General features: G+C 45.1%; 9 protein-coding genes and 1 pseudogene. 9 read left to right on the forward strand and 1 reads right to left on the reverse strand.

Annotation, left to right across the window (positions count from 1 at the left end; all coding sequences use genetic code 11):
• Positions 1 to 4: 4 nt before the first annotated feature.
• From ACUYLD_RS16055 to ACUYLD_RS16090, 8 genes and pseudogenes are all read left to right on the forward strand, one after another.
• The gene (locus ACUYLD_RS16055; protein WP_061828704.1) at positions 5 to 646 is read left to right on the forward strand and encodes a 50S ribosomal protein L25; all 642 of its coding nucleotides are present in this window, start codon (positions 5 to 7) and stop codon (positions 644 to 646) included.
• 284 nt (positions 647 to 930) lie between these two features.
• Positions 931 to 1,428: a hypothetical protein gene (locus tag ACUYLD_RS16060; protein WP_446675487.1), complete on the forward strand. Its 498-nt coding sequence runs from the start codon at positions 931 to 933 to the stop codon at positions 1,426 to 1,428.
• Positions 1,429 to 1,437: 9 nt separating this feature from the next.
• Positions 1,438 to 2,427 carry a methyl-accepting chemotaxis protein gene (locus ACUYLD_RS16065; RefSeq protein ID WP_446675488.1) on the forward strand — a complete coding sequence of 330 codons (990 nt, stop codon included), beginning with the start codon at positions 1,438 to 1,440 and terminating at the stop codon, positions 2,425 to 2,427.
• Between the two features lie 181 nt (positions 2,428 to 2,608).
• A pseudogene (locus ACUYLD_RS16070) lies at positions 2,609 to 3,596 on the forward strand (S66 family peptidase).
• 49 nt (positions 3,597 to 3,645) lie between these two features.
• On the forward strand, positions 3,646 to 5,307 hold the full coding sequence (locus ACUYLD_RS16075; RefSeq protein ID WP_446675489.1) for a LytS/YhcK type 5TM receptor domain-containing protein: 1,662 nt from the start codon (positions 3,646 to 3,648) through the stop codon (positions 5,305 to 5,307).
• A complete protein-coding gene (locus tag ACUYLD_RS16080; protein WP_013311480.1) occupies positions 5,304 to 6,068 on the forward strand; it encodes a LytR/AlgR family response regulator transcription factor in 765 nt (254 codons plus the stop codon). The genes ACUYLD_RS16075 and ACUYLD_RS16080 overlap by 4 nt, the downstream gene beginning before the upstream one ends.
• 190 nt (positions 6,069 to 6,258) lie before the next feature.
• On the forward strand, positions 6,259 to 7,512 hold the full coding sequence (locus ACUYLD_RS16085; protein WP_061828705.1) for an L-lactate MFS transporter: 1,254 nt from the start codon (positions 6,259 to 6,261) through the stop codon (positions 7,510 to 7,512).
• A gap of 177 nt (positions 7,513 to 7,689) precedes the next feature.
• Positions 7,690 to 8,601 (forward strand): serine/threonine protein kinase, encoded by a 912-nt coding sequence (locus ACUYLD_RS16090; protein ID WP_039272919.1) that lies wholly within the window; start codon positions 7,690 to 7,692, stop codon positions 8,599 to 8,601.
• Positions 8,602 to 8,644: 43 nt separating this feature from the next.
• On the opposite strand, the gene ACUYLD_RS16095 is transcribed toward ACUYLD_RS16090, so the two are convergent.
• Positions 8,645 to 10,744, reverse strand: a complete 2,100-nt coding sequence (locus tag ACUYLD_RS16095; RefSeq protein ID WP_446675490.1) for a vWA domain-containing protein — start codon at positions 10,742 to 10,744, stop codon at positions 8,645 to 8,647.
• A gap of 626 nt (positions 10,745 to 11,370) precedes the next feature.
• Here ACUYLD_RS16095 and ACUYLD_RS16100 point away from each other — a divergent pair.
• Complete coding sequence (locus ACUYLD_RS16100) at positions 11,371 to 13,539, forward strand: hypothetical protein (protein WP_023989860.1); 2,169 nt, start codon at positions 11,371 to 11,373, stop codon at positions 13,537 to 13,539.
• The last annotated feature ends 105 nt before the right edge of the window (positions 13,540 to 13,644 follow it).

Consider the following 13,644-nt stretch of genomic DNA (forward strand, 5'->3'; position numbering starts at 1 on the left):
TATCATGAGTTCTAATGGAGGAAGTATTCAACTGACCGCCCAGCCGAGAACAGAGAAGAAGGGTTCGGCTATTCGTGAATTGAGGTTAAAAGGACGGATTCCAGCTGTGGTTTACGGCTCTGAGCTTGAAGGAACCCCTGTACATGTCGATGCCAAGGAATTTAATAAAGTAGTCAAAACCGGACGTTCAGAGGTGTTCAACCTCACTGTAGAGGGTGGAGAAACCATTCCGGTTATTATTAAAGATTATCAACAGCGTGACAACCAATGGCTGCATGCCGATTTTTTGAAAATTGCCAAAAACAAACCGCTTCGCGTGCGTGTTTCTATTGATTATCAGGGTACACCTGTAGGTACAAAAACAGGCGGTATTCTGCAAGTTCAGGAAACGGAAGTTGAAGTCGAAGGCCTTCCTGCTGATTTACCATCTACCATTGAAGTGGATGTATCCGCACTGGATGTTGGCGACAAGCTGAGCGCTAGCGACTTGAAGCTCCCTAAAGGAGTAACACTGCACGTCCCTGAAGAAGAACTGCTTGCTTCTATTATCGTTCCGCGTGCAGTTGAAGTAGAAAATGCTGCTGTGGAAGGTGATGCAGCGGCAACTGAAGGCACTGAAGAGGCTTCCGAAAACAAGGAATCCTAATGTTTTCAGTTGGTTTATGAATCTTTTTCAATTGCAGAAGATCATCAAAAAGGTATTCAAAATCGCTCCCTACTAGGGGGCGATTTCTTGCATTCATTTATTAACACTTACATACTCTTTCTCTTTAAAAAGTTGTCCTGTTGTGATTTGGTGTTTAAAAGGGAATGTGGTGTTTGTACGATTTTCATTCAATACGCGTTCTGATATGACGATATATATAGTATGGTATTTACATTTTTATTTTATAAATACCTAATATATATCTAAGGAGCGCGTACACAATCATGGACAGAACGAATGAATTGTTGTGGCAAAGAAACAAATTGGTGATCATTATTTTTTGGATTATGACCTTGAGCAGCACCATCCCGGCATTATCTAATCCATCGGTGTGGGTGTCTAGTGGTGTAGGATTTGTAGTCGCCGCAGTTTTGACGATTCTGAATATGAAAAAGAAAGGAATCCGCCTTATTCCTTGGATTATTACGTTATATAGCGTATTAATATGTATATTTGTGAACTTATCTAGCGTGGAGGCAGTGACTACGATCTTTATTTGCTCATTGTTGTTGCTCTACCCATCTTACCGATACTTTTTGATAACAATGGTCTTAAATCTGTGTAATATTTTTATACAAATTACCATCGGTACGCCAGCAACTCCCCCGGCTACCGGTCCTTTGCGTTATATACACGAGTTTATTATTGTTTTACTGATTGGTTTGCTATTGTTAGTGGTATCGGTGTTAAATCAAAAGCAGTTTAAGAAAACGGAAGAGTAAAATAAAGATATGGATGCCACAAGGCAACGTATTGAATTTTTGTTTGAACAAGTTGGACAAGCTGTAACTGGATTGCATAGCTTCACAGAACGATTCAGGCATCAAGTGGATGCTACCGGCAGCGTGACGAATGAAGTCGCCATCGGGTTTCAGGAGGTTGCCAAAGGGGTAGAAATGCAAGCTTCGAATATCACTGAGGTAACGGATAACTTGGCTCAGTCTGACCAGCACGTGCGCGAGGTTGCCGATCATTCCCGAGAATTGAAGCAGCTCTCCGAAGATACGAAAAGTGCCGGGAGCAGAGGGAGCAATCAACTGCTTGCATTAACGTCTCAAATTAAGGATTTGGGTCTGGTTATGAGTCGTACCAAAGAAGAATTGGACGAGTTTAAAACACAAAGTGATAATATGTCTGCCATGCTCAAAGATATTACTCAAATCTCGAAACAAACCAATTTGCTGTCCTTGAATGCATCCATTGAGGCTGCCAGAGCGGGAGAGCATGGAAAAGGATTTGCCATCGTGGCTGGCGAAGTGCGTAATTTGGCTGAAATGGTAGGGAATACCTCGGTGGCAATGGAAGGTATTTTGACCCAACTGAGAACTCAGATGGATTCTGTCGTAAGCCAATTTGACATGGGACAGCAAAGACTACAGCAGAGTATGGAATCGGCCCATTCGACCGAAATTGTATTGGAGGATATCCTGCAAAATGCCAATAAAGTGCTGCTGCAGGCCGTGGAGGTGGAAGCCAGTACGAATAGTATGCAGCAATTCTCATCTCAGGTCGTTCAAGAGATGGAGGAGTTTTCAAGCGTTACAGAACAAGCGAGTGCAGCGTCAGAGCAAATTTTGGCTGGAGTAGAGGAGCAACGAAATATAACCTCCAATATGGTGACCGGATTTAATGAGCTGGAGACGTTGATTATCCAGTTAAAAGAACTGGTACATGATCAGAAGGAGGACAATATTCCTACCGAAATCAGCAAAAGCAAATAACTGAAATGCTTCATTATCGGACTAGAGATCCGGGGAGTATCGCTATCAAGCGGTACTCTCCGGTTTTTTACTGCGTTTGAAAAAGGGAAATGAAGAGGGGATTTCTAGAAGCTATAATTAGATGGAAGTTGATGGTATAATTTGTGGCAGTTTAAATGCTTTGTAATTAAGGGGGATGACCATGATCATAGGAAAGCAAGCACCCAAATTAAAAGCTGGAGACGAGATACGCATTCTTTCGCCGTCCAGAAGCTTGTCTATCGTTTCTGAGGAAAATCGCTTGATTGCCCAGCAAAGACTGGATGAGCTTGGGTTTAAAGTGAGCTTTTCGCAATATGTGCTGGAAAGTGATGATTTTACATCTTCCTCGATAGAGTCCAGAGTCGCAGACTTGCACGAAGCTTTTGTCGATCCAAAGGTAAAGGGCATCCTGACTTCAATTGGGGGCTATAATGCCAATCAGCTCCTTACCTATCTTGACTATGAACTAATTGGAGCTCATCCTAAACGATTATGTGGTTATTCGGATATAAACAGCGTTAAGCCATGCCATTTATGCCAAAACGGGGCTTATCACGTATGCAGGACCTCATTTTTTGACGTTCGCCATGTTGCGAGGAAATGAATATACGACGGCGTATTTCCAAAGGTTGATGTTGGATGAGGGCAGCATTCAAATCCAGTCCTCGTCGGAGTGGAGTGACGATACCTGGTATCTAGATCAGGATCAAAGAAGCTTTCACCGCAATGCGGGTCCGTATGCGATTCATGAAGGGGAAGCAACGGGTACGATTGTGGGCGGAAACTTGTGTACCCTAAATTTGTTGCAGGGAACTCCGTATATGCCGAGTCTGGAAGGAAGCATTCTATTTGTTGAGGATGATTATGAAAGCTCTCCCGCTACGTTTGATCGGGATTTGCAATCACTGTTGCACCAGCCTGGATTTGATCAGGTTAAGGGGATCATCATAGGACGATTTCAGCAGGCGTCGCATATGACAGAAGCATTGCTGCGGCAAATCATTAGCTCGAAAAGGGAATTGACCTCCATCCCAGTGATTGCAGATGCTGATTTTGGTCATACCACGCCGCAGTTTACATATCCAATTGGCGGGAAGGCTAGCATCCGTGCCCGTGATGGCAGGGTGAGTATTGAAATAAGTGAATAATTAACATAACCTATGTAGGCATATCCGTTTTTATTTGGGAGGAACGCAGGTGAACGCCTTGTTGGAAATGCTGATGCAGCTATTTGAGCGCGCAGCGTTGTTACTGATTTGTTTGTTTTTTATTACACGTATCCCACGATTTAAGGAAACCTTGCAAAAGAACAGTCATTCCCCGGCAGAGCTAACCTTACTAACGTTGATTTTTTGCATGTTTGCACTGTTCGGTACGTACACCGGGATTGAAGTCGAAGGTTCGCTGGTTAACGTTCGAATCATTGCAATTATGGCGGGCGGTATTTTGTTTGGACCCTGGGTTGGGATCGTTACAGGTATTGTATCAGGTATCCATCGTTATCTAATTGATATCGGGGGAGTGACCTCGATTCCGTGTCTGATTACAAGTATTCTGGCAGGTGTGGTGTCAGGATATATCGGCCGCAGGGTTAACCGTTCCAAGAGATGGCTAGTCGGTATCGCCGCAGGTATGGTCTGTGAAGCGTTGACGATGCTGCTCATTCTGGTGATGGCACAACCCCGTGGCCTTGGTGTGGACATCGTTTCCAAGATCGGTCTACCCATGATTATCGGAGAAGTCAGTATCGGTTTAATCGTTCTGTTGATCCAGAGTGTGGAGGGGGAAAAGGAGAATATCGCGGCCAGACAGGCCAAGCTGGCACTGGATATTGCCAATAAGACGTTGCCTTATTTTCGCTCCATTAATGCGGAATCCTTGCATACCATTTGTTCGATTATAAAAGAAGATATCAAGGCAGATGCGGTGGCGATTACGGATACCAGAGATGTGCTGGCTTACGTCGGTTTTGGCGAAGAACGTTATCATATCGGGGATGAAATCATTAGCGATGTGACTAAATCGACGATCCGCAGCGGTAAAATTACGATTCGCAACCATATTGCAGACGATAAAACACCCCAAATCCAGTCTCTGCTCATTATCCCGTTAGAGGAGCGGGGAGAGGTAACTGGAACCTTGAAGATTTATTATCGCAAAGCTTATAAAATCACGTATCCGTTGCAAACGATGGCGATTGGCTTGTCTCAAATCATTTCCACGTTAATGGAAGTGTCGCGTGTGGAGCAAATTAAGGAAGCCGCGAATAAAGCCGAGCTAAAGGCGCTCCAAACGAAAATTAATCCCCATTTTCTGTTTAACGCGCTGAACGCCATTGCCTCTACGACACGCACCAAGCCGGATAAGGCACGAGAGCTGATCATTAATTTATCGGGCTATCTGCGCTATAATTTGGAGCTGAATGATGATTTGATCGAAATTCATAAAGAGCTTCAGCAGGTGTCTGATTATGTGGAAATTGAGAAAGCACGCTTCGGCAACCGGCTTCAGGTAGAGTATGTAATGGATGAGGTGTCTGTGCGTATTCCAAGTCTTATTATCCAGCCCCTGGTTGAGAATGCGATTAATCATGGAATCCTCAAGAAAAAGGGGTCAGGTACAGTAACTATTTCTGTAAAGGATCGTGGAGAAAAGGTGCGTATTTCTGTGGCAGATACCGGGGTAGGTATACGCGATGATGTTGTGGATAACCTCTATCATGATCGGGTTCCGGCTAAACAGATCGGCTTGTACAATGTGCACAGACGACTCAAGCTTATGTACGGCGAGGGAGTTATTATTCTAAAGCATGAGCCGGGCACCGAAGTTTATTTTGACATACCAAAGGAGAAGTCATGAAGGCCATAATTGTAGAAGACGAGCTTCCGGCACGTGAAGAGCTGGAGTATCTTATTCAGACTCATAGCAACATTGAGGTGACTGATAGTTTCGAGGATGGGCTAGATGTGTTTCGGTTTCTGCAAGATCAGGAGACGGACGCGATCTTTCTGGACATTAACATTCCTTCATTGGACGGGATGCTACTGGCACAGAACATTAGCAAATTTGCCAAAAAGCCCTATATTATTTTTACGACCGCCTATAAAGAACATGCGGCGCAGGCTTTTGAACTGGAGGCGTTCGACTACATCCTCAAACCATATGATGAAAAACGGATCGCATCTATGCTGCGTAAGCTGGAAAATGCTTATGAGCAGCAGAACGTTCCAATACAGGAGCCTGTCCAGACGGCGCAACCCCGAGCTGCTGAAGCCAGCACCGTTGCTGCGCCAGGTCGTATTAATCTGCTGAAAAATGACAAAATCATTGTGACGGATGCGAACGATATTTACTATGCGTGTGCGCAGGAAAAGGTGACCCGTGTCTTTACAAGGCACGAAGAATATACGATGCCGATGAGCATTTCGGAATTTCATGCCCGGCTGCCGCAGCAGGACTTTTTTCGCTGTCACCGATCGTACACGGTGAATCTGTCGCAGATCCGTGAAATTGTACCTTGGTTTAATCATACGTATCTCTTGCGTTTGCGTGGACTAGAAGCTGAAATTCCGGTAAGCCGTAGCAAGGCCAAGGAATTTCGGCAAATTATGCGACTTTAAAGGCATTTCATTCCGCTATATGTGCATTTCATTCCTCAAACGATTTCTGGCTTACATGCAGGGTTATAATAATCCATGTAGAGAGAATCCTTACAGACTTGCTCCTCCACAGGCGCAAAGCGTACTGGATTCCCGGTTATGATGATCACAAATTGACGCTGTAGAGCCGGAATGAAAAGAGGAGATTGAAATGAAAACAAACAGCGGAAATCGTTGGCTTGTCGTACTTGGAACAATAATTGTCCAGATGGGATTAGGAACCATTTACACATGGAGTTTATTTAATCAACCGTTGGTGGACCGCTTTGGCTGGAACCTCAGTTCGGTTGCCATTACATTTTCAATTACCAGTTTTGCACTGGCGTTTGCTACATTATTCGCAGGCAAACTACAGGATAAATGGGGATTACGTCGTCTGATTTTGTGTGCAGGTGTCGTGTTAGGAGCCGGTCTCATGCTCAGTTCGCAGGTAACATCGCTGTCCCTGCTTTACATTTTGGCGGGTATTGTTGTAGGTTTTGCGGATGGAACGGCATATATTACATCACTGTCGAATCTGATTAAATGGTTTCCTGAGAAAAAAGGACTTATTTCCGGTATTTCGGTTGGGGCATATGGAACAGGCAGTCTTATATTCAAGTATATTAATGGTTCGTTGATTCAGTCCGTTGGCGTATCACAAGCGTTTTTATATTGGGGAATGATCGTGCTGATTATGATTGTGGGTGGTTCCTTCCTGGTAAGAGAAGCTGTAGTCGTGAACAAGCCTTCGGTACAAAATGGGGTTGTACAGCGAGATTACACCGTCAAAGAAATGCTGCGCACCAAGCAGGCATATCTGTTGTTCGTAATGTTCTTTACCGCTTGTATGAGTGGTCTCTACCTGATTGGGGTAGTCAAAGATATCGGCGTACGGATGGCCGGCCTAGATGTAGCAACAGCTGCTAATGCGGTCGCTATGGTCGCAATTTTCAACACGGCGGGCCGGATCATACTGGGTGCGCTATCGGATAAAGTAGGTCGTCTGAAAGTAGTAGCGGGTGCGTTGCTGACAACGGCGGTCGCAGTCACAGTGCTGAGTCTGGTACCGCTGAATTTTGGTTTATTCTTTGCCTGTGTAGCAGGAATTGCTTTTTGCTTCGGCGGCAACATTACAGTCTTTCCTGCCATTGTAGCTGATTTCTTCGGTCTGAAAAATCAAAGCAAAAACTATGGTGTTGTGTATCAAGGCTTTGGCCTCGGTGCGCTGGCGGGGTCATTTATCGCAGCCTTGCTTGGTGGATTCATCCCGACCTTTACCACGATTGCTGTGCTGTGTGTCGTATCGTTCCTAATTGCCCTCACCATTCGCACTCCAGAACAAGGCAAAGGCAAACTGCGCAGTGAACGGAAGAAAAATACCAACAGTGTGCGCAGCATGAAGCCTGGAACGAAACTGGGTTAAACGATTTAAGAACAAAGAACCAGATGAATGCCAAAAGACCTGTCATCATTTCTCTAAGGGAGATTATGGCAGGTTATTTGTTTTTCCAATAATCTATTTTACGGTATAATAAAAAGATGTGTAATAAGCCGATATATACAAAAGACATAAGCTAAGAACCTGACAGGAGGACGAGTCATGATCGTGGATACAAGCGGGAATCTGCTTGCCCGCAATACGAAGCTGCGAAATACATATCAAATTCGAAGCGCCTTGTCCCGCAGTGAGCTGGCCATCGTGTATACGGCAAGGCTGTTGGATAACCGAGAAAAGGTCATTGTGAAGGAATTTTTTCCGAATGCCCTGGCTTTGCGAGGGATGGATCGAAAAACGGTCACTTGCGGTACTTCTATGCAATCCAAATACGTGGAGTTTATGCATTATTTTTTGCGTGAAGGGCAAATGTTGAAGGAGTTAAGTCATCCGGGAATTGTCGGTTATATAGATCACTTTGAGGAAAATGGAACAGCCTATCTGGTCATGGAATACTGTGCAGGCAAGACATTGGATCGAATGATGAAAGAAGAAGCTGTGCCAACATCTGATCCCACTTTTTTGTACCACACGGTGCTACCTTTAATTGATGCCATGGAGTACATTCACGACAAAGGAATTATTCACCGGGATATTAAGCCGGGCAACATTATGATTGGGGAAAATGGCAACATCAAGCTGATTGATTTTGGTTCGGCTGTGCATTTTGAAGGCAAAGAGCATCCGATCTTTACTACGGCGGGCTATTCTCCGCTGGAATTTTACTCTAATCGTTCGCAGCAGGGGCCTGTGTCGGATATCTATAGTTTGGCCGCCACGCTGTATTATTGCCGAAAAGGAACACCTCCGCCAGATGTGCCGGGCCGATTGTTTGCAGATCATTCCGAGCGGATTCAGATTGAAAATGCAGGACTTTCTCTGCTGCCGTATGTCATTCGGCGTGGTCTGGAGGTACAGGCTAACAAGCGTTGCCGCTCACTTCGATGGTTTAAAGCCGCACTACGTGCGGAATATTGGATAAAAAAAGGGAAGCGCCCTACTCTTACGGTTCATTAATCGTAAGAGACGGCGCTTCTCTTTTTTTACGTTGTGACGGACATTATCCTGTCGGAGCTTGGATATGGTCGGTGTACACTGAAGTATTCGGTTTAATCGCTTTGTATCGCAGCTCGATTTCAGTGACACCATCTTCGAATGTAATGTACAGCTTGTCGCTGTACTCCATGACCGCTTTTTTGTTACGGGCTAATCTGATCTTTCCATGCTGTAAGGCGCAGCGTGTATCATGTTTTACGATTAGGCTCCCTTTTTTACCTGCGGAAAATACGATCCGTTCCGCTTCTGGCAATGGTTCGTGAACGTCAAGCGTACGGAACAATTCCTGCAAGCTGACCTTACGGCCCGGAAAGGAGGTGAGCGGCCAAGATTTTACCGGAATCTCCTGTCCACTTGCTGTAGCGAGAAAATATCCTTCAATTCTTCCGGCAAACTGCGGCTTCGGCCGCAAGAACCAATACAGAAGAGCGGCTACTACGACACTGATGGCTACCGTCCATTTAATGGCTGTATACCGGGATTGTACAGAAACGGTTAGTGTAGCGCTGCTATATGCTCCTTCCGGATCGGTAGCGGTAATCTTCAGCTGTGAGTCACCTGTGTGGAGCTCGGATAGCAGCAGATCATTACCGTTAATCTCAGCATAGACCGTATCCCCAGAGCCTTCTGAATCCAGCTTATAGCTCAGCTTGTCATGATTGGGGTCAACAATAAAATCTGATAAACTTCGACGAGAATCGCCATCTTCTTTTACCAGGTGAATCGTCAGGTCTTTTAAGACCTGTGGTGCTGCATTGGCCGCGTGAACCTTATGTACAATTCCCTTACGGTACCATTGCGGACTATCCAGAGATAGCTGCCATGTATAATCCCCGGTTTGAGGGAACGCATATTCGGTATGAAAGGCTCCTGACTTATAGGTCATAGGCACCTTTTTGGCTGTGCCCCCCTTGGGAGTAACTACAATATGGGCTTGGAGAGACGTATATACGGCTTCATCTGTAAGCTTTTGATTGTTCGGCAACAGAAGCTGAGCTTGAAACGGTGTCGCTTGACCTTTCAGCAACTGCACAGGCTTGTCGCCATGAGTTGCCGTTGCTTGCTTTCCTCCCATGGTAGCTTCGGCTTCCAGTCGATAGCTGCCAAGTAAATTGATTTTCACCAAATCTCCGCGTATGCCCCGTAGCTTCAACTTCACTTTACCTGCCTGTGGATGCTCGATTTTTAAAATCGCATAGCGGCTCGACTTGTACCTGCGGACATTTTCTGAATTGGAATATAGCTGTGTTTCCAGAAGGGGATGCTCCGACAAAAGCACCAGATTGGCTTCCTCCATACTAGAGTCAGGTAGAGTTACAGTTAATTCTTGCATCTCGCCAGTAGTCGTAATTGCAGCAATTGGGACGAGCTTGGAACGAATTTGACTGGCGAAAATACGGTTCAGAATTTCCGGCAGATCCTCAGCACTACTCGTAATAAAAGAAGCTCCACCCGTTTGAGAAGCAATCCGTTCGAGTTCTTGTCGATTCACTGTGCCATCATGGTTCAGACCAATCGTATACACCGGATATCCCTTGGTCTGTGCAGATTTGATGACAGAGGACACATCGTTATTGGAGTCACCCTTGGATCGTGAACCAGAGGAGGCACCAAAATCAGTCTCTCCATCAGACAACAGAATCATAAAAGGCTGACGCCCTTGGGATGCTCCTGCCGCTAGCAGCTCCGAGCCTTTGCGCAGCCCAAGTCCCAAATCCGTATAACCGGAACGGTTTAGCGTTCTGATTTCCTGTTGGATCTGGGATTTTTGCGCTGCCACGGCAATCGAAGTCAGTGGTTTCGAGGCGACCACATGGTGATTGTAGGCAACGAATCCGACGCGCGTACGGTCTGCATCACTCAAATCCATAAACATATTGATGACTTCGGCCGCAATGCCTTCAGGATCGGTATCCCTCATGGAATAACTGGTATCCAGTACAAAAACGGCATCGTAACCCTCGATCGGGACAGCACCTAAAGATGCTGCATTAGCCTGATTTACAGTGCAAATGACCCCGTTTAGGCTCATTTGTAAAAATAGTACAAAAGTCATGAAAACGATAATTCCTAGTTTCCTTATTCTGAACATAAGCTCCTCCATCGCCGAGGCCAACGTGGGGGGATCAGCCCTCCTAATCCTTGGGATATAAGGGATAAAGGATCAAAACAGCTGATAACCCTCACATTAGCCATGAATTTGATTCTTTTACGCTTATCAGAAATATCCAATGGACTTCTATCGGTAATTGAGTTCTATTTGTGAATATTTCCCTGAAAAAACAGGTCTAACATATCATAAAAATTACGTATTTACGCATAAAATGAGCCAAAATGCCCTATTTCAATCTGAGACTACAGAAATTGACAAAACTAAAGAGTGCTTTGTATGATAGCTCTCGTATCAACGGCAAAAATTGGGATTGAAGTTAGGAATACGAAATCATAAATTTAAAATTTCTGTGTTATCTGACTTTTGATTTTGGAAATACATCTCACTTGCATGCTTTGCCGTTAAAAGCCGAATAACGCTTCGGACCGATTTTCGAGGTTACATGCCTGTACCTTAAATGTGGTATAAGCTCAATCCTTTGACGAATTTAAATGTTAAGTAGGGGGGAGGAGGCAAAAGAACTAAAAATGAGTTTCGTCCGTTTCAAATTGGACATCCCATGTCCGTATATGGAGCAATGGACCTATAACTCATAATTTGTTCATTTGCCGACAGCGATGGAAATCATTTATCAAACCAACCGGACAATGCTTTTTGAAGAGATTAACCCGGAAAAGCTGGACCTGATCACCATTGTAGGTGATGTGAAGGGTATTGACAGCTTGAGCGATGAGAAGATCAAGGAAATTAATCAGCACCTTCTGGTGCGCAGCTTTGACGAATTTTTGGATAAGTTTTCACCGACCGTGTATTCGTTTTTTAACGCGGCCAATCAAAAAGTCGTCTACACCCTTAAAAAGCCAGAGGGAATTGATGAGGATAGCATTTCTGAAATTCGTGTAAATCAAAGTAATGATTTTCTGAAAATGTTGTTTACGCTCATTGATACCAAGCGCAGTCAAGGAATCACCAATGTAGATTTCAAATTTGAAAATCTGCTGGATATGATTTCACCGAAAAAGGTTATGGATGATATTCGTCAAGTCCGCAAAGAGATTCACTATATGTACGGTGAATACGACAAGCTGGATGATGGCGATCCGAAGAAACTCGACATGGGTGACAAGCTGAATGGAATGTTCGAGGAAGCGAGTCAGAACTATAACAACGTTATGGCTATGCTCCCACTGGCAATTGAGGACATCAAAACCCGCCTTCTGCTCGGTGGCGCCCAAGAGGAAAACTCCGGTGAGCTGATCCAGGTGGGTATGCTCTCCATTGGGGAAAGCGGCGAACTGAAAATTATTGAAGCGCCGAAGAGCGACAGCACTGAGCTGATGCTGTTGGATGAAAACAGCACTGGCGATCTCTCCCAAGTATTCGAAGAGGATTATAACTCCATCACAGATACGCCTTCTGACTATGTGAAGGATTTGGTGGTTCGCACATTTGTGCCACTGCCAGCTGTTCAGACCAAGGTGGATACAGCGGTTGAAGTTCAAAACTACAACACGTATCTGGAGTTCTATAAAAATGCCAAGGACGATTTCGTAAAGGCGGTTAAGCCGCTTGTGGAGAAAATCCTCGGTGTCAAAATGTTCTTCGATCAATATGCAACAAAGAGCAAAGGCATGCTGCCGACAATGCTGGTGGCGAACAACAAGCTGGACATGCTGGTGAAAAGCAGCAATATCCCGCGCCTGGAAACGTACCTGAACACTGTGAATGCTAAGAATGAATTCAGCGACACGATCTGGTTCGGTATCGTTCCATCCGTCGAGCTGGAAGCAGCCGGTAAGGTAAAGGTTTCACGTGAACGCTTCAAGGGCAACGAGAAGGTCGTTAAGCAGGGCGGAAATTCTATGGAATCGCTCTCGATGCTGCTGCAAGTCGTGAAGGATTACAAAATTCAAATGTTCTTTAACTTTGAATCCGGTGAAGAAACGACTTTCAACAGTATGGCGACAGCAGGCATCGATAAATATGTCGATAAATGCGCCAGTCTCGTTCGCAGAGAATATAGCGAATTTGCCATTCCTTGTGTACCGAACTTTACGATTATTCCGAAGGACAAATCGGGTGTCATTATCGACAGCAAAATGCTACAGACCGAAGACGGTGTACAGCTCTCTAAGGAGAAAGAGGATATTCTCAAGCTGTGGATCGAGGGTGTTTATGTAGGTGCAGCCTACGTTGCCGCTGGCTTGGTCGCTTCCTATCAGTGTCCTGAGTACCTGCGTGAGACGTTCAAAACGGTCAATAAAAACTTCCCTGGCGTACGCTTCGACATCGAAGCAGGAGACAACAGCCTGCGCACGGTAACGACGATGGCCAAGGAAATCACCGGATTCACCAACACGATCAAGGATGCCATCAACCGTAAAAACTTCGGTTTTGTATTCTCGTCGGAGAATGCTCAGATCCAGGATAAGGATATCCGCCGGATTACCGTCTACAAGGCGAGAAGCATGGCGATGTCCGAGGACGGTTTTGACTCCATCTACAAGACGCTGGTCAGCACGTACATTGAACGTATTTTACGCTACCAGACAGGGGACTTCAAACACGAAAATATCGTCCGCTTCTTCAGTAACAATCCGAGCAGTCAGAAGAGCAAGTGGCTGAGCAGCAGAGGATCTGTTAACTCGATCATTCAGGATGGAGACGATATGAGCTTCATTATTGATGAGAAAAGCAATATGTGCCATATCGATCTGGTCTTCAACGGTAATGTGAAGAACCTGGAAGTCATGATCACTAAGGGAACCAGCTCGGTCAAATCATGATCCGAGCACTACGAAAGATGTTAGAGGCGTTTCTATCCAGAACCGCCTTTATACATAAATTGCGGAGAAGCTCTGCATCTCCCGCCATCATATTACCTAATTTCA

The organism is Paenibacillus sp. SER-28 (genome assembly GCF_052906305.1).

Bases quoted from the DNA above. Each gene is read 5' to 3' on its own strand.
- ACUYLD_RS16055 (WP_061828704.1), top strand. From the start codon at position 5: ATGAGTTCTAATGGAGGAAGTATTCAACTGACCGCCCAGCCGAGAACA.
- ACUYLD_RS16060 (WP_446675487.1), top strand. From the start codon at position 931: ATGGACAGAACGAATGAATTGTTGTGGCAAAGAAACAAATTGGTGATC.
- ACUYLD_RS16065 (WP_446675488.1), top strand. From the start codon at position 1,438: ATGGATGCCACAAGGCAACGTATTGAATTTTTGTTTGAACAAGTTGGA.
- ACUYLD_RS16080 (WP_013311480.1), top strand. From the start codon at position 5,304: ATGAAGGCCATAATTGTAGAAGACGAGCTTCCGGCACGTGAAGAGCTG.
- ACUYLD_RS16085 (WP_061828705.1), top strand. From the start codon at position 6,259: ATGAAAACAAACAGCGGAAATCGTTGGCTTGTCGTACTTGGAACAATA.
- ACUYLD_RS16090 (WP_039272919.1), top strand. From the start codon at position 7,690: ATGATCGTGGATACAAGCGGGAATCTGCTTGCCCGCAATACGAAGCTG.
- ACUYLD_RS16095 (WP_446675490.1), bottom strand. From the start codon at position 10,744: ATGGAGGAGCTTATGTTCAGAATAAGGAAACTAGGAATTATCGTTTTC.
- ACUYLD_RS16100 (WP_023989860.1), top strand. From the start codon at position 11,371: ATGGAAATCATTTATCAAACCAACCGGACAATGCTTTTTGAAGAGATT.